The 17,114-nt window shown below is 72.5% G+C and carries 12 protein-coding genes; 7 read left to right on the top strand and 5 right to left on the bottom strand.

Annotated features, from left to right (window positions below; genetic code table 11):
* The first annotated feature begins 91 nt into the window (after nucleotides 1-91).
* The 6 genes from miaA (at nucleotide 92) to hflX (ending at nucleotide 8,238) form a co-directional block, all read left to right on the top strand.
* Nucleotides 92-1,030, top strand: a complete 939-nt coding sequence (gene miaA, locus ABT296_RS24345; RefSeq protein WP_351930742.1) for a tRNA (adenosine(37)-N6)-dimethylallyltransferase MiaA — start codon at nucleotides 92-94, stop codon at nucleotides 1,028-1,030.
* A gap of 108 nt (nucleotides 1,031-1,138) precedes the next feature.
* Nucleotides 1,139-1,642, top strand: a complete 504-nt coding sequence (locus ABT296_RS24340) for a hypothetical protein (RefSeq protein ID WP_351930740.1) — start codon at nucleotides 1,139-1,141, stop codon at nucleotides 1,640-1,642.
* A gap of 80 nt (nucleotides 1,643-1,722) precedes the next feature.
* The gene (gene dapF / locus ABT296_RS24335; RefSeq protein WP_351930738.1) at nucleotides 1,723-2,616 is read left to right on the top strand and encodes a diaminopimelate epimerase; all 894 of its coding nucleotides are present in this window, start codon (nucleotides 1,723-1,725) and stop codon (nucleotides 2,614-2,616) included.
* 299 nt (nucleotides 2,617-2,915) lie between these two features.
* Nucleotides 2,916-5,042 carry a RelA/SpoT family protein gene (locus ABT296_RS24330; RefSeq protein ID WP_351930736.1) on the top strand — a complete coding sequence of 709 codons (2,127 nt, stop codon included), beginning with the start codon at nucleotides 2,916-2,918 and terminating at the stop codon, nucleotides 5,040-5,042.
* A 90-nt stretch (nucleotides 5,043-5,132) separates the two neighbouring features.
* A complete protein-coding gene (locus ABT296_RS24325) occupies nucleotides 5,133-6,596 on the top strand; it encodes a M1 family metallopeptidase (RefSeq protein WP_351930734.1) in 1,464 nt (487 codons plus the stop codon).
* Between the two features lie 148 nt (nucleotides 6,597-6,744).
* A complete protein-coding gene (gene hflX / locus ABT296_RS24320; protein WP_351930732.1) occupies nucleotides 6,745-8,238 on the top strand; it encodes a GTPase HflX in 1,494 nt (497 codons plus the stop codon).
* Nucleotides 8,239-8,295: 57 nt separating this feature from the next.
* Here hflX and ABT296_RS24315 read toward each other — a convergent pair whose 3' ends face one another.
* Nucleotides 8,296-9,462: a trypsin-like serine peptidase gene (locus ABT296_RS24315; RefSeq protein ID WP_351930730.1), complete on the bottom strand. Its 1,167-nt coding sequence runs from the start codon at nucleotides 9,460-9,462 to the stop codon at nucleotides 8,296-8,298.
* Between the two features lie 187 nt (nucleotides 9,463-9,649).
* On the bottom strand, nucleotides 9,650-10,870 hold the full coding sequence (locus tag ABT296_RS24310) for a trypsin-like serine peptidase (protein ID WP_351930728.1): 1,221 nt from the start codon (nucleotides 10,868-10,870) through the stop codon (nucleotides 9,650-9,652).
* A gap of 229 nt (nucleotides 10,871-11,099) precedes the next feature.
* Between ABT296_RS24310 and ABT296_RS24305 the strand changes: the two genes are divergently transcribed.
* Nucleotides 11,100-14,246, top strand: a complete 3,147-nt coding sequence (locus ABT296_RS24305; protein WP_351930726.1) for an ATP-binding protein — start codon at nucleotides 11,100-11,102, stop codon at nucleotides 14,244-14,246.
* Here ABT296_RS24305 and ABT296_RS24300 read toward each other — a convergent pair.
* The 3 genes from ABT296_RS24300 to ABT296_RS24290 all read right to left on the bottom strand — a co-directional run bounded on the left by ABT296_RS24300 (nucleotide 14,224) and on the right by ABT296_RS24290 (nucleotide 16,989).
* Nucleotides 14,224-15,018: an ABC transporter permease gene (locus ABT296_RS24300; protein ID WP_351930724.1), complete on the bottom strand. Its 795-nt coding sequence runs from the start codon at nucleotides 15,016-15,018 to the stop codon at nucleotides 14,224-14,226. The two genes, ABT296_RS24305 and ABT296_RS24300, sit on opposite strands and share 23 nt — an antisense overlap.
* Complete coding sequence (locus tag ABT296_RS24295) at nucleotides 15,015-16,073, bottom strand: ATP-binding cassette domain-containing protein (RefSeq protein WP_351930722.1); 1,059 nt, start codon at nucleotides 16,071-16,073, stop codon at nucleotides 15,015-15,017. Before ABT296_RS24295 ends, ABT296_RS24300 begins: the two co-directional genes overlap by 4 nt.
* A gap of 103 nt (nucleotides 16,074-16,176) precedes the next feature.
* The gene (locus tag ABT296_RS24290) at nucleotides 16,177-16,989 is read right to left on the bottom strand and encodes a potassium channel family protein (RefSeq protein WP_351930720.1); all 813 of its coding nucleotides are present in this window, start codon (nucleotides 16,987-16,989) and stop codon (nucleotides 16,177-16,179) included.
* Nucleotides 16,990-17,114 lie beyond the last annotated feature (125 nt).

The raw sequence follows: 17,114 nt of genomic DNA, 5'->3' as shown, positions 1-17,114 counted from the left end.
TAACACCTGAAACGGTACAAGGGAGGGTGAAGTCCCGCTTCGGCGTCTAACTCGTTCGTGGTCACTCTCCGAGGTTTGCGAGACTGTCGCAGTGAGCAGCGCACCCTCCACCCCCCGCGTCATCGCCGTCGTCGGCCCCACGGCCGCCGGAAAGTCCGACCTGGGCGTCTTCCTCGCCCAGCGGCTCGGCGGCGAGGTCGTCAACGCCGACTCCATGCAGCTCTACCGCGGGATGGACATCGGCACCGCCAAGCTGACGCCGGAGGAACGCCAGGGCGTCCCGCACCACCTGCTGGACATCTGGGACGTCACCGTCACCGCCTCGGTCGCCGAGTACCAGCGCCTCGCGCGCGAGCGGATCGACGCGCTGCTCGCCGAGGGCCGCTGGCCGATCCTCGTCGGCGGCTCCGGCCTGTACGTCCGCGGCGCCGTCGACAACCTGGAGTTCCCGGGCACCGACCCCGAGGTGCGCGCCCGGCTGGAGGAGGAGCTCGCCCTGCGCGGCTCCGGCGCGCTGCACGCCCGGCTCGCCGCCGCCGACCCGGACGCCGGGCACGCGATCCTGCCCAGCAACGGCCGCCGGATCGTCCGCGCCCTGGAAGTGATCGAGATCACCGGCCGACCCTTCACCGCCAACCTCCCGGGCCACGACTCCGTCTACGACACCGTGCAGATCGGCGTCGACGTGGCCCGCCCCGAACTCGACGACCGCATCACCCGCCGGGTCGACCGCATGTGGGACGCCGGACTCGTCGACGAGGTGCGCGCACTGAGCGCGCGGGGGCTCGCCGAGGGGCGTACGGCCTCGCGCGCACTCGGCTACCAGCAGGTCCTCGCGGCGCTCGCCGGGGAGTGCACCATGGACGAGGCCCGGGCCGAGACCGTACGCGCCACCAAACGCTTCGCGCGCCGTCAGGATTCATGGTTCAGACGCGACCCGCGGGTGCACTGGCTGAGTGGGGCCGCGGCGGACCTCACGGAACTTCCGCACCTCGCGCTGGCGTTGGTCGAACGACCGGTTACAGCCTGATCACGTCATGGCATCGGGACGCTCCGGCCGTCATCGCGGCCTCCGGCGGCGTGCCATCATCGAGCTTCGATCGACCAAGTGGAGTCCGAGTTGGGAGGGCGCGTGGCGATGGAGGCCGGCCCTCGCGACACCGCAGAAGACACCGAGTCCGTCACCGGCGGCCGGGGTGAAACGGAGCACGACGGCGACCGTCTGAGCCCGGACGGGCCGGACGAGATCCAGGGCGGCGTGACCGCCGACGGCCCCGGGCCGGAGGAGCTGTTCACCGGCGGCCCCGAGGTCGAGGTGGAGCTGCGCCCGCAGCGCAGGATGCGCATCTGGCAGCTCGCCCCCATCGTCTCGCTGGCCGCGGTCGGCTCCCTGATGTTCGCCTTCCCGCTGGCCTTCGACTTCGGCGACAGCGGCGCCGTGATCGCCATGCTGGGCCTGCTGATCTGCTCGTGCGCGGCCGGCTGGGGCATGATGGCCGCCCGCCGCGTGGGGTACACCTGGCCCGGACTGCCCTCGCGGGGCTCGGGCCGGCGCCCGGACTGGCGGCTGGTCCTCGCCTACGCGCTGGTCGTCGCCGTCGTGGTGGTCCTCGCCGTCTGGCGCGTGGCCCGGCTGCGCTGAGCCCCGGCACCGTTTCCTCGCCGGTGGTGCGGCACCGCACGATTTCTCCCGCTGCCGGTGCGGCACCGTACGATCGGGGCATGAGCACGCGGATCGCCTTCCTCAAGGGTCACGGCACCGAGAACGACTTCGTGATCGTCCCCGACCCCGAGAACGCCGTCGACCTGTCCCCCTCCGCCGTCGCCGCCCTGTGCGACCGGCGCGCGGGCATCGGCGGTGACGGCCTGCTGCACGTCGTGCGGTCCGCCGCCCACCCCGAGGCCGCGCACCTGGCGGCCGAGGCCGAGTGGTTCATGGACTACCGCAACGGCGACGGCTCGGTCGCCGAGATGTGCGGCAACGGCGTGCGGGTCTTCGCGCGCTACCTCCAGCGCGCCGGACACGTCACCGAGGGCGACCTCGCCGTCGCCACCCGCGGGGGCGTCAAGCGCGTGCACATCGCCAAGGCCGGGTCCGGCGACGGATCCGCCGAGGGGGACGTCACCGTCGCCATGGGCCGCGCCCTGCTGCCCGAGGGAGACGTCACGGTGAGCGTCGGCGAGCGCAGCTGGCCCGCGCGCAACGTGAACATGGGCAACCCGCACGCGGTGGCCTTCGTGGCCGACCTCGCGCACGCGGGCGACCTGTACACGGCACCCCCGTTCAGCCCCGCCTCCGCCTACCCGGACGGCGTGAACGTCGAGTTCGTCGTCGACCGCGGACCCCGCCACGTCGCCCTGCGCGTGCACGAGCGCGGCTCCGGCGAGACCCGGTCCTGCGGTACGGGCGCCTGCGCCGTCGCCGTGGCCGCCGCGCGCCGGGACGGCGCCGACCCGGCGGTCACCGGGGCTCCGGTGACGTACACCGTCGACGTGCCCGGCGGCACCCTGGTGATCACCGAGCGCCCGGACGGCGAGATCGAGATGACCGGACCCGCGGTGATCGTCGCCGAGGGCGAGATCGACCCGGACTGGCTGCTCGGCCTCGGTGGATGAACCACGCAACGACTTGATATCGGTGTGCCGGGCGCCCGTACGGCGGACGCGCGTCCTCCGCGGCCGTCCGGCCCGGGATCGAAACCCCGGTCGGCCGCAGGTGGCACGCTCGAAACCGTAAACCTGCGAACCATCGCTCGAATGGGTGATCCGTTTCACGCTCGGCGAGAGGCGGTCAGCCGGGCGTGATGGGCTCGGTAGCATCAAGCACCGGCCCGGACGGGAGACCGTTGCCAGTCTCCTGAGCCGTGTCCGCCATGGGGCACCCCGTCCGCCGGTCCACGCAGCCGGAGGTGCCCATGAGTGCGGAGGCCACGAACCCCGCGACGCCCGGTCCGATGACCGGGACCGCCCCGCGCTGGCGGGCCAGGATCGACCTGCGGCGCCTGGGCCGCGCCGCCCTGCTCGGCCCGGCCGCCCGCGACCGGCTGCCCGACGCCATCGGCCACGTCGCCGAGGCGCACCGCGCCCACCACCCCGACGCCGACCTCGAAGCGCTGCGCCGCGCCTATGTGCTCGCCGAGTCCTCGCACCGCGGCCAGATGCGCAAGAGCGGCGAGCCGTACATCACGCACCCGCTCGCGGTGACCCTGATCCTCGCCGAACTCGGCGCCGAGACCACCACGTTGACCGCCTCGCTGCTCCACGACACCGTCGAGGACACCGAGGTGACACTCGATCAGGTCGGCGAGGAGTTCGGCGCCGACGTGCGCTATCTCGTCGACGGCGTAACGAAGTTGGAGAAGGTCGACTACGGCGCCGCCGCCGAGCCGGAGACCTTCCGCAAGATGCTCGTCGCCGCCGGCAGCGACGTCCGCGTGATGTCGATCAAACTCGCCGACCGGCTGCACAACATGCGCACCCTCGGCGTGATGCGCCCCGAGAAACAGGCCAGGATCGCCAAGGTCACCCGGGACGTCCTCATCCCGCTCGCCGAGCGCCTCGGGGTCCAGGCCCTCAAGACCGAGCTGGAGGACCTGGTCTTCGCGATCCTCCACCCCGAGGAGTACGAGCACACCCGCGAGCTGATCGTCGACAACGCCTCCCGCGCCGACGACCCCCTCGCCGAGGTCGCCGAGGAGATGCGCGGCGTGCTGCGCGACGCCGACATCCCGGCCGAAGTCCTCATCCGGCCACGGCACTTCGTCTCGGTGCACCGGGTGGCCCGCAAGCGCGGCCGGCTGCGCGGCGCCGACTTCGGACGGCTGCTGGTGCTGGTGGGGGAGGACGCGGACTGCTACGGCGTCCTCGGTGAACTGCACACCTGTATGACGCCGGTGGTCTCGGAGTTCAAGGACTTCATCGCCGTACCGAAGTTCAACCTGTACCAGTCCCTGCACACGGCCGTGGCGCGGGAGGACCGGCAGGTGGTCGAGGTCCTCATCCGCACCCACCAGATGCACAAGGTCGCCGAGGCCGGCGTGGTCGCGCTCGGCAACCCCTACGCCCCCTCCTCCGACGAGCCCGTCGACGGCGAGCGGGCCGACCCCACCCGCCCCGGCTGGCTCTCCCGCCTCCTGGACTGGCAGGAGGCCGCGCCCGACCCCGACACCTTCTGGTCCACCCTCCGTGAGGACCTCGCCCAGGACCGGGAGATCACCGTCTTCCGCCCCGACGGCGGCACCCTCGGCCTGCCCGAGGGCGCGACCTGCGTCGACGCCGCCTACGCCCAGTACGGCGAGGACGCCCACGCCTGCATCGGCGCCCGCGTCAACGGCCGGCTGGCGACCCTGAGCACCGTGCTCCGGGACGGCGACACGGTCCAGCTCCTCATGGGCCAGGACCCGGCCTCCGAGCCCTCCCGGGAGTGGCTGGAGCACGCCACCACCCCGGCCGCCCGCATCGCCATCCAGCGCTGGCTGGCCGCCCACCCCACCCACGAGGACGAGGAGCGGCGCCCGGACGACACGGCGGCCGCCCCCCGCCCCACTACCGAGGCCCTCTCGGTCGAGGGCTCCGTACAGGCCCGCCCGGCGGTCGACGTCGTCGTCGAGCAGCCGGGCGCGACGGCCCGCCTGGCCGGCTGCTGCACCCCGGTGCCGCCCGACGAGATCACCGGCTTCCCGGTGCGCGGGGGCGCGGTCACCGTCCACCGCGTCCAGTGCGCGGCCGTGGCCCGGATGACCGGCTCGGGCCGTGCCGAGGTCGGGGTGCACTGGGGGGACACCACCGAGTGCCGGGTCACCCTGGTCGCCGAATCGTTCGTCCGGCCGCACCTCCTGGCGGACCTCACCGAGGCCATGGCCCTGGAGGGCGCGGAGATCGTCTCGGCGACCGTGGAGCCCCCCACCCAGCAGCGGGTGCGCCACACCTACACCCTCCAACTCCCCGACGCGGCCCACCTTCCCGCACTGATGCGCGCCATGCGCAACGTGGCGGGCGTGTACGACGTGAGCCGGACGCAGACCCAGCCCGGCGTGTCGTAGGACCGGTCCCGCCGCCGCGGAGGACCCCGTTCGAGTGGGCCGGTCGCGCGTCGCCGCCGCGCCGGACGTCCGCGCTGGTAGCGGTGGTCCATGCCGCACATCCCCCGCAAGGCCACCGCGCTCCTCGCCTCGGCCGTCACCGTCTGCCTCGTCGCCGCGGGCGCCCCCGCCGAGCCCCTCGGCATCGGCGACCGGCTCTTCCCCCACCTGGGCAACCCCGGCTACGACGTCGCGTCGTACGACCTCTCCTTCACCTACTCCGGGACCAACACCGAACCGCTGCGGGCGGTCACCACCATCGACGCCTGGACCACGGCCGAACTCGACCGCGTCAACCTCGACTTCGCGCACGGCGAGATCGACTCCGTGGAACTCGACGGCGAACCCGCCGCCTTCACCACCGCCGGCGAGGACCTCGTCGTCACCCCCGACGACCCGCTCCCCAGCGGCAGCTGGATGCGGGTCACCGTGCGGCACACCAGCGACCCCACGCCCCCCGAGGGCCGCGAGACCGGCTGGGTGCGCACCGCCGACGGACTCGCCATGGCCAACCAGGCGGACGCCGCCCACCTGGTCTTCCCCGGCAACGACCACCCCTTCGACAAGGCGATGTTCACCATCAGGGTCACCGCCCCGAACGGCTACACCGCCGTCGCCAACGGCCTCGCCACCGACGTGGACCGCAAGCGCGCGGCGACGACCTGGACGTACCGCACCCGGCACCCGATGGCCACCGAGCTGGCCCAGGTCTCCATCGGCCGCTCCGCCGTCGTGCGCCGCACCGGCCCGCACGGACTGCCGCTGCGGGACGTCGTCCCCGGCCGGGACCGCGAGAGCCTCGAACCGTGGCTGGCGAAGACACCGGACCAGATCTCCTGGATGGAGACCAAGGTCGGCCGCTACCCCTTCGAGACGTACGGCGTGCTCATGGCGGACGTGTCCACCGGGTTCGAACTGGAGACGCAGACCCTCTCCCTCTTCGAGAAGGGCCTGTTCACCGAGCCCGCCTACCCCGCCTGGTACGTCGAGTCGATCATGGTGCACGAGCTGGCGCACCAGTGGTTCGGCAACAGCGTCAGCCCCCGCACCTGGTCCGACCTGTGGCTGAACGAGGGCCACGCCACCTGGTACGAGGCGCTGTACGCCGAGGAGAAGGCCGACCGCCCGCTGGCCGCCCGGATGAAGGCCGCCTACGGCGCCTCCGACCGCTGGCGCGCCGCCGGCGGACCCCCCGCCGCGCCCAAGGTCCCCGAGCCCGGCCGCAAGATCGGCATCTTCCGGCCGAACGTCTACGACGGCGCCGCCCTCGTCCTCTACGCCCTCCGCCAGGAGATCGGCCGCCCCTCCTTCGAGCGCCTGGAGCGCGCCTGGGTCACCCGCCACCGGGACGGCGTCGCCTCCACCGACGAGTTCGTCGCCCTCGCCTCGGAGATCTCGGGCCGCGACCTGACCGCCTTCTTCCACCCGTGGCTGTACGGCGAGAAGACCCCGCCCATGCCGGGCCACCCGGACTGGAAGCCCGCCGCGCCCGCGCCGGCCGCGTCCACCGGATAAGCCGATGACGAGACGCCCCGTCCCGTGCGACCATCATCGGGCCGGCGCGGTACGGAGCCCCCGAACGGTTCCGCGGGAATCTCCCGGGGCACTCGTACGTTGTGCACCATGACCGGTACACCGGAATCCTCAACGACGTAAGGACCCAATGACCTCCTCTTCTTCCCCTTCCCAGGACACGCAGCGCTTCGCGCACACCTACCCCGACGGTCTTCGGGCCGATGCCCTGATGGAAGAGGACGTCGCCTGGAGCCACGAGATCGACGGAGAGCGGGACGGCGACCAGTTCGACCGCTCCGAGCGCGCGGCTCTGCGCCGCGTGGCGGGCCTCTCCACCGAGCTCGAGGACGTCACCGAGGTCGAGTACCGCCAGCTCCGTCTGGAGCGGGTCGTACTCGTCGGCGTCTGGACCACGGGCACCTCCGCCGACGCGGACAACTCCCTCGCGGAGCTGGCCGCCCTCGCGGAGACCGCCGGCGCCCTCGTCCTCGACGGCGTCATCCAGCGCCGCGACAAGCCCGACGCCGCCACCTACATCGGTTCCGGCAAGGCCCACGAGCTGCGTGACATCGTCCTCGAAACCGGCGCCGACACCGTCATCTGCGACGGTGAGCTCAGCCCGGGCCAGCTCATCCATCTCGAAGACGTCGTCAAGGTCAAGGTCATCGACCGTACGGCCCTGATCCTCGACATCTTCGCCCAGCACGCCAAGTCCCGAGAGGGCAAGGCGCAGGTCGCGCTCGCGCAGATGCAGTACATGCTGCCGCGGCTGCGCGGCTGGGGCCAGTCGCTGTCCCGGCAGATGGGCGGCGGCAAGGGCGGCGGCCTCGCCACCCGTGGCCCCGGTGAGACCAAGATCGAGACCGACCGGCGCCGTATCCGCGAGAAGATGGCGAAGATGCGCCGGGAGATCGCGGACATGAAGACCGGCCGCGAGATCAAGCGCCAGGAGCGCAAGCGCCACAAGGTGCCCTCGGTCGCCATCGCCGGATACACCAACGCCGGCAAGTCCTCCCTGCTCAACCGGCTGACCGGCGCGGGCGTCCTGGTCGAGAACGCGCTGTTCGCGACCCTCGACCCGACCGTCCGCCGGGCCGAGACCCCGAGCGGCCAGCTCTACACGCTGGCCGACACGGTCGGCTTCGTCCGGCACCTGCCGCACCACCTGGTCGAGGCGTTCCGCTCCACGATGGAGGAGGTCGGCGAGTCCGACCTGATCCTGCACGTGGTCGACGGTTCGCATCCGAACCCGGAGGAGCAGCTGGCCGCCGTGCGCGAGGTGATCAGGGACGTCGGCGCCACCGGCGTGCCCGAGATCGTCGTGATCAACAAGGCCGACGCGGCCGACCCGCTCACCCTGCAGCGGCTGATGCGGATCGAGAAGCGCGCCCTCGCGGTGTCGGCCCGCACCGGCCAGGGCATCGCGGAACTGCTCGCGCTGATCGACAACGAGCTGCCCCGGCCCTCGGTCGAGATCGAGGCGCTCGTGCCGTACACCCTCGGCAAGCTCGTCGCCCGCGCGCACGACGAGGGTGAGGTGATCTCCGAGGAGCACACCCCGGAGGGCACCCTGCTCAAGGTGCGGGTGCACGAGGAGCTGGCGGCGGAACTGACGCCGTACGTGCCGACCCCGGCCGCCTAGCGGACCGTACGAAGGCCCGCCCCCGCTTCCTGAGCGGGGGCGGGCCTTCGCCGTTCGTCACCGACCGCCGTAGGTCTCGCTCATGTTCAGGTAGAGGGCCTCGGCGCTCTTGCCGAGCTGCGGTCCGGCCAGCCAGGTGTTGTCCTGCGGGCCGATCGAGGTGTTCGAGACCAGCTTGGTCTCCCCGCCGACCACCCGGAACCAGCCCCCGCCGGACGAACCGCCGGTCATCGTGCAGCCGATCCGGTACATCGTCGGCAGCGTCGGGCTCAGCGACAGCCGGCCCGCCCGGTCGAGGCACTTGAACATCTTCAGACCGTTGTACGGCGCCGCCGCCGGGTAGCCCCAGGCGCCCATCGTGCCGGACTCGGTCGCCGACGGCGCCGAGAAGTCCACGTCCAGCGCTGCACCGACCGTCTCCTCCAGGGACTTCGCGCCCTGCTCCGGCTTCACGTGCAGCACCGAGTAGTCGTACGCGGCCCCCGCGCCGCCGCTGGACGAGCCGCCCTCGATCCACTCGGTCGAGGTGGAGGCCCAGTCCGCCCACCAGTTGCCGTAGGGGGCGATCTCGGCGGCGCCGGCGTTGCTCAGCTCGGCCTCGGAGCCGCCGAGGTCGTTGTAGGCCGGGACGAAGACGATGTTGCGGTACCAGCCGCCCTCACCGCCCGCGTGGACACAGTGCCCCGCCGTCCACACCAGGTTCGACTTCCCCGGGTGGTTGACGTCCTTGACGACCGTGCCGGAACACACCGCGGGACCGTCGGGCGAGTCGAAGAACACCTTGCCGACCGGCGCCGCGTTGTCGTGGTACGGCGTCTTCTCCGCCGTCGCCTCCACGGGCGCCGGCTCCGGGTCGCTGACGCCCTGGTCGGCGGAGGCGTCCTTGGTGGAGAGGGTCTTGTCGGCCGCCTTCGCCGACCGCATCCGGTCCGGCTCCCACAGGCCCTCGATCACCGGGTTGACGAAGTCCTTCGCCTCACTGAGCCACTTGTCCTTGTCCCAGTCCTGCCAGCCGCCGTCCGCCCAGGCGTCGACGTCGATGCCGTGCTCCTTGAGCCGGTCGGCGATGCCCTCCGGAACCGCCGGCTTGTCCTGCTCCGCGGTCTTCGAGGCGCTGGGCTTGTCGCTCGCCTCGTCGTCGCCGGAACCGCCGCACGCGGTGGCGGTCAGCGCCATCGCCGCGAGCAGGGCCCCGGCGGCGAGACGGGTACGTGTGGAACGCATGGTGCGGTGAACCCCCGTAGAACTGCTGTCACTTGAATCGAGCGTGCCCCGGGCACGTTCGGGTGTCACGGTCCATGAGATCGCGTGTGCCCCGGGCGCGCGACACCCCACTGTGCCCGGGGAGTTGAAGGCGTACGGCGGCGGGACCGTGAAGGCTCCCCGCCGCCGTACGCCTCGGTTCAGGCCGTCACCGGCCGGCGAACTTGCCGCTGACCTCGTCGAAGATGCCCTTGGCCACGTCACCGAGGCGCGGTCCGGCCAGCCAGCCCGACTCCACCGGGCCGATGGAGGTGTTGGAGACCAGCGCGGGCTTGCCGTCCGACCCCGTCGCGACCCAGCCGCCGCCCGACGAACCGCCCGTCATGGTGCAGCCGATGCGGTACATCGTCGGGTCCGCCTTCGCCAGCGACAGCCGTCCCGGCTTGTCCTGGCACTGGTACATCTTCTGCCCGTCGAACGGAGCGGCCGCCGGGTATCCGGTCGCGGTGATGCTGTCCACCTGCGGCACGGCCGGGGCCTTGAAGTCCACCGGGAGCGCCGAACCGACCATCTCCTCCAGCGACTTGCCGCCGCTGCCCTCCTCCGGCGTCACATGGATGACCGCGAAGTCGTAGCTCGCGCCGTCCCCGCCGGTCGCGCCGCCCTGCTCGATCCACTGGTCGGAGGTCTGCACCCAGTCACCCCACCAGACGCCATAAGGGGCGACCTGCTCGCGGGTGGCGCTCTCCAGCGCCGCCGTCTCCATCACGTCGTTGTTGTACGACGGCACGAACGCGATGTTCCGGTACCAGCCGCCGGCCTTGCCCGCGTGGACACAGTGCCCGGCCGTCCACACGAGGTTGGACTTGCCCGGGTTCGCCGGGTCCGCCACCACCGTCGCCGAGCAGACCATCGTGCCCTCGGGCGCGTCGAAGAACACCTTGCCGGCCGTCGGCACGCTGTCGTGGTACTTGGCCGGAACCGCCTGCGCCTCGACCGGGGCCGGCGTCGGGTCGGTCACGCCCTCGTCGCCCGAGAGGTCGGCGTCGTCGACGGCCTGGTCGGGCTCCTCCGCGTCCCGCATCCGGTCCGGGTCCCACAGGTCCTCGATGATCGGGTTGACGAAGTCCTCGGCCTCGCGCAGCCAGTCGTCCTTGTTCCAGTTCTTCCAGGCGCCGTCCTTCCACTGGTCGATGTCGATCCCGTGCTCCTTGAGCCGGTCCTTGATGTCGTCCGGGATCGAGATCTTGTCGTCACCGGCCGCCGCCGACGAATCGGCCCCGCCCCCGGCCTCGGCACCGCCCGAGTCGCACGCGGTGGCCGTGAGCGCGAGGACCGCGGCGAGGGCGACGGCGGACGACAGGGGGAGGGTTCTGCGCCGTGCGCCCCTTCCCCGGCGAGCGGTGAACGACGGCCGTATCGATCGCATGAGCTGACTCCCCCTGAGGTGAACGAACTTGGCGGCGTGTGCCGCGCTCCACGGCCCGCGTGACGGGGACCGGGAACGGCATCACACACTATGCGCTCGCTGTGGGTGAGTTCCGACGGAACGGCAACGGTTTCGCTACGAGCTGTCTGACCTGGCAACTCATCCGCAGAGCTACCGATTTGACACCGCCCGGTGCCCGGGTGGCGACAGGCGTGGTTAGTCTTCACGCGTGACCACAGAGTTGACCTTGCTGTCCCGAGTCGCCTGGCACGGACGGGAGATCACCGCGCCCCGGCTGCGCGGCCTGCTGGCGCTGCTCGCGGCCGAACTGCGCTCCGGGTGCAGCACGGGCCGGCTGGTGGAGGGGCTGTGGCCGGACGAACAGCCCGAGCGGCCCGGCAAGGCCGTACAGGTCCTGGTGTCACGGCTGCGGGCGCAACTCGGTGCCGACCTGATCCTGAGCACGCCCACCGGGTACCGGCTCGCGCTCGACGAGCGGCAGGTCGACAGCGCCGCGCTGCTCCTGCACGAGGCCGCGAGCACCGAGCGCGCCCGCGCCGGGGACCACGCGGACGCCCTAGCCTCGGCCGAGGAGGGCCTCGCGCTGTGGGACGGGAGCCTCGGCGCCGGCGCCGGCGAGGAACTCACCGACCCGGTCGTGGCACTGCGCACCGACCGGATCCGCGCACACCGCTCACTGGCCCGCTCCCGGGCCCTCTCGCTGGCCAGGACCGGGCGCCGCGAGGAAGCCGTCGCCCCGCTGACCGGGCTGGCCGGGGAAGCACCGCGGGACGAGGAGGTCCTGGCCGAACTCCTGCGCTGCGAGGCCGCCACCGCCGGCCGCGCGGCGGCCCTGAGCCGCTACGACGTCTACCGCCGCAGGCTCCGCGACGAACTCGGCACCGACCCCGGGCCCGGACTGCGCTCCGTGCACCAGGAGTTGCTGCGGGCCGACGCCGCCCCCGTACGCCACGGCGTCCCGCACGAACCGAACCCGCTGCTCGGGCGGGAGACCGACATCGCCGCCGTTTCCGGGCTGCTGCGCGAGTCCCGGGTGGTCACCGTCGTCGGCCCCGGCGGGCTCGGCAAGACACGGCTCTCGCACGCGGTGAGCCGGGCGGCCGAGCAGCCCGTGGTGCACTTCGTCAGCCTGGCCGGCGTCACCGCCGACTCCGACGTGGCCGGTGAGGTCGCCTCCGCGGTCGGGGTGGGGGAGGGCCGCCAGTTCACCGGCGGCACCGACCAGGACGTGGCCGGCGGCATCGCCGGCGCCCTCGGCGCCGGGCCCGCCCTGCTGGTGCTGGACAACTGCGAGCAGGTCGTCGGCGGCGCCGCCGACCTCGTACAGGCCCTGGTGTCGCGCTCCCGGGAGCTGCGCGTACTGGCCACCAGCCGGGCCCCGCTGGGTCTCTCCTCGGAGCACGTGTACGCCCTGCCGGAGCTGTCGGCGGCGACCGCGGCCGAACTCTTCGCACAGCGGGCCCGGGCCGCCCGCCCCGGCGTCGAACTGGACGCGGGACAGGTCGCCGAGGTCTGCCGTCACCTCGACGGTCTGCCCCTGGCCGTGGAACTGGCCGCGGCCCGGGTCCGGGTCCTGTCCGTCGCCGACATCTCGCGCCGCCTGCAGGACCGTTTCGCGCTGCTGCGCGGCGGCGCCCGCGACGCGCCCGAGCGGCACCGCACCCTCCAGGCGGTGGTCGAGTGGAGCTGGAACCTGCTGGAGCCCGAGGGCCGGACGGCACTGCGCGCGCTGTCGGTCTTCCCCGGCGGCTTCACCGCGGACGCGGCGGAGCACCTGCTCGGCGGTGCCCCGGACACGCTGGACCTGCTGGAGCAGCTCGCCGGTCAGTCACTGATCAAGGCCGGTGACAGCCCCTCCGGAGTGCGCTTCCACATGCTGGAGACACTGCGGGAGTTCAGCGCCGCGCGCCGGAGCGAGGCCGGTGAGGACGCGGACGTCACCGACCGGTTCGTCGCCTGGGCGCGGGAGTTCGGCCGGGCCCACCACGATGTGCTGTTCCGCAGCGATCCGTTGGCCCACTGGCGCCTCATCCGGTCCGAGCAGGACAACCTCGTCACCGCGCTCCGCCACGGCCTGGCCCGCGCAGACGGCCCCACCATCGCGGCGCTCACCGCCGTGCTGGCCTGTCTGTGGACCACCGACAACAGCTACGCCCGGCTGGCCCGGCTCGCCGGGGACACCGGCGGCCCGCTTTCCCACTTCCGTCCCGGCCCCGAGGACCTGGAGCCCGCCCGCAGCGCCGCCGCGATCTGCGCGGCAAGCCTCTTCATGGGCCACGGCCCGCACGCCGTACGGCATCTCGTCACCCTGCGCAGGCTGCCGCCCGCCCCGCCGGACACGCTGCTGCGGGCGATGGCCGTCCTGCTGTGCGCCGTCCCCGACATGTACCCGCCGCAGTACACCCGCCTCCAGGAGCTGTGCGACTCCGAGGAGCCCATGCTCGCGGGCATCGCCGCCGGGGTCGCCGGCTACGTCTGGGAGTCCGAGCACGACACGGAGCGGGCACTGGAGTGCGCCCGCCGGATGCTCCGTGAGCTGGGACCGCTGCGCAATCCCGCGATGCAGATGCTCGGCCACGGCAGGATCAGCGCGCTGTGCCTGCAGTCCGGACGCGGTGACGAGGCCTACCGGCATCTGCGGGCCGCCCTGGAGGAGCTCGGCGAGTTCGGCGACTGGTCGGACCTGGTCGGCATCCGCTGGGCGCTGGTGCTCGCCTGCCTCCAGCGCGGTGAGATCGACGAGGCCGAGTACTGGCGGGAGCTGGCCGCCGAGGGCCGGCAGCCGGAGGCCAGCGAGGCCCTCACCCTCGACCTGCCCGCGCGCGCGGAGATCGCGCTCGCCCGCGGGCTCACCGAGATCGGGCTCGGCCTGTGGCGCCGGGCCGTCGACCGGCTGGGGGCGGACGGCCCGGACCGGGGCGAGGACCCGTTCGTGGACACCTGGGAGATCCAGGTGCGGTCGGCCGCACTGGCGGCGCACGCCCAGCACGGCCGGCTGGAGCCGGTCGCCTGGATCGCCGGCGACCTGCGAGAACGCCTGCTCGCCAAGCTGTCCGGTCCCTCCGGCGAGGGGCCGACCCCGGCGGACCTGCCCGTGTACGGCACGGTTCTGCTGGCCCTCGGGTTCGCCGGCCTGGCCACCGGCGACTCCTCCGCCGTACGGCTGGTCGCACTGGCTGAACGGATGCCGGTGGTGCGGGAGTTCCCCACCCTGTCCCTCGACCGGTCCCGCCAAGCCGCCGGGAACGCCGACGGGGCGGCGTACACCGACGCGAAGTCGAGGTACGCCGCCCTGGGGCGGGAGGAGTTGCGGGCCGCGGCCCTGAGCGAACTCACTGCCGCGGTTCACGACTGAACTGCGCCTTGGACCACAGGTAGCCCACCACGCTCAGGCCCAGGCACCAGCCGAGTGCCAGCAGCCCGTTGACGGTGCCGATCCCGGTACCGAGCAGCAGCCCGCGCAACGTCTCGATGCAGGGGGAGAAGGGCTGGTACTCGGCGAACCAGCGGAACCAGCCCGGCATCAGGTCCACCGGCACGAACGCGCTGCCCAGCAGCGGCAGCACCATCAGCGGAAGCCCGATGTTGCTGGCCCCCTCGGGGTTGGGGGAGACCAGGCCGATGCCGGCCGCGATCCAGGTCAGCGCGAGACTCACCAGGGCCAGCAGCCCGGCCGCCGCGATCCACTCCACCGGCGTGGCGTTCGGGCGGAACCCGATCGCCACGGCGATGACCAGCACCAGCGCCAGCGCCATCAGCGTCTGGATCACGCTGCCCACTACATGACCGATCAGCACGGAGGCCCGCGAGATCGGCATGGTGCGGAAGCGGGCGATGATGCCCTCGGTCATGTCCATCGACACGGAGACGGCGGTGCCGAGCGCGGTACCCCCGATCGTCATGATCAGGATTCCCGGCACGAGGTAGGCGACGTAGTCGGCGCGGTCGGCGGTGCCGCCGTTCATGCCCGCACTCATCACGTCCCCGAACACGTAGACGAAGAGCAGCAGCAGGATGACCGGGGTGAGCAGGAGGTTGAGGGTCAGGGAGGGATAGCGGCGCGCGTGCAGCAGGTTGCGGCGCAGCATGGTCATGTTGTCGCGGAGGGCGTGGGAGGCGGTACTCATCGGGCGGTCTCCTTCTGGGCGGGGGCGGGCTTGCCGTTGGGGTGGGTGTCGCTGAGTCGGCCGGCGGTGGCGCCGTCCGTGGTGGCGTGGGTGGTGTCGCTGCCGGTCGTCGTGGCGTGGGCCTCGCCGCCGGTCAGTGCGAAGAAGACGTCGTCCAGGTCCGGGGTGTGCACCGACAACTCGTCCGCCTCGACCCCGGCGGCGTCCAGCCAGTCGAGGATGGCGCGCAGCTCCCGCTGGGTTCCGTCGCTGGGCACCTGGAGCGTGAGCGCCTCGTCGTCGCGGGTGGTCTCGCGCAGCGCGGTGGCCGCCCGCTCGTGCACCGCCGGGTCGGAGAAGCGCAGCCGCACATGACCGCCGGGAACGAGCCGCTTGAGCTCCTCGGCCGTGCCCTCCGCCACGAACCTGCCGCCGTTGAGCAGCGCGATCCGGTCGGCGAGCTGGTCCGCCTCCTCCAGGTACTGCGTGGTGAGGAAGACCGTCGTGCCGCCCGAGACCAGTTCCCGGATGATCTGCCACATGGTGTGCCGCGAGCGCGGGTCGAGTCCGGTGGTCGGCTCGTCGAGGAAGATGATCCTCGGGCTGCCGACCAGGGTCATGGCGATGTCGAGACGGCGCTTCATACCGCCCGAGTAGGTGGCGGCGGGCTTCTTCGCCGCCTCCACGAGGTCGAAGCGCTCCAGCAGTTCGGCGGTGACCCGGCGTCCCTCACCCTTCGGGAGATGGTGCAGGTCGGCCATCAGGAGCATGTTCTCCTCGCCGGTGATCAGACCGTCCACCGCGGAGAACTGGCCGGTGACTCCGATCGCCCGCCGCACCGACTGCGCCTCGGCGGCGACGTCGTGACCGCCGACACTGGCCTGCCCGCCGTCGGCGGAGATCAGCGTGGAGAGGATGTTGACGGCGGTGGTCTTGCCCGCCCCGTTCGGTCCGAGGAGGGCGAAGACCGTGCCGGCGGGCACCTGGATGTCGATGCCGTCGAGGACGGTCCTGTCCCCGTACGCCTTGCGCAGTCCGGTGGCTGCGATCGCGAGCTCTTGTGGTGTCGTCGTCATGCCGCAGAGCTTGCGGCCCCGGCGGTTCAGCACGGCTTCAGAGCGGTTTCAGCCCTCCGGACGACCGACCCGCCGCTGAAACCCGCAGGTCAGCGGGTCGGCGTCAGCGCTCCAACTCGGCGAACGTCTCCACCTCCCGGGTTCTGCCGGTGACGACGATGACGTCCCCGGGGTGGACGACGGTCGCCGCGGTGGCGTGCGTGAAGTCGGCCCCGGGCCGTTTGATGCCGACGACGGTCACCCCGTACGTACTGCGCACCCGGCTGTCGCCCAGCGGAACCCCGCCGACGGCCTTCGGGGCGAGGGTTTTGATGAGCGCGTAGTCGCTGTCGAAGGTGATGAAGTCCAGCATCTGCCCGGTCACCAGATGAGCCACCCGCTCACCCATGTCGTGCTCGGGAAGTACGACGTGATGCGCGCCGATGCGCTCCAGGATCTGCCCGTGCTGCCGCGTGGTGGCTCGCGCCCAGATGGCCGGTACGGCGGCGTCGACCAGGTTGGACGTGGTCAGGATGCTCGCCTCCAGATCCGTGCCGATGCCGACGACCACGCGGGCGCACTCGCCGACGCCGAGCTGGTCCAGCGCGGCGGGGTCGGTGCAGTCGGCGGCCGCGGCCTTGGTCAGCTGGTCACCGGCCCGCTGCACCACACGGGGGTCGGCGTCGACCCCGAGTACGTCCCAGCCGCGGCGCATCAACTCCTCGGCGACGGAACGGCCGAAACGCCCCAGCCCGATGACCGCGACGCGGGAGTTCCCTCCGCTGCGGGAGCCGGCGTTGGCGTGGCGGCGTCCGGGGCGCCGCCGGGGTTGCGGCTCGGGCTGTTCCCCGGTGCGTTGTTCAGCCTGAGGCTCGTGCTCGTGCGGCTGGTCGAGGCGACGCTTGCGCGGATGGAGGAAGCCGAGACGCCTGGGCAAGAAGGCTCCTTGAGGGGGAGGGGCGGGGGTGCGGGGGAGAGGCGGAAGGAGAGCGGCGGGTCGACACTGGCGCTGGTGCGCTGGTGGTCTTGCGCGGCAGCGGTCTGGCAGCGGCGGTCTGGCGC

It is taken from the genome of Streptomyces sp. NPDC000983, assembly GCF_040299205.1.
In the GTDB taxonomy this organism is placed as follows: Bacteria; Actinomycetota; Actinomycetes; order Streptomycetales; family Streptomycetaceae; genus Streptomyces.
This window is presented reverse-complemented; position numbering and strand designations above follow the sequence as displayed.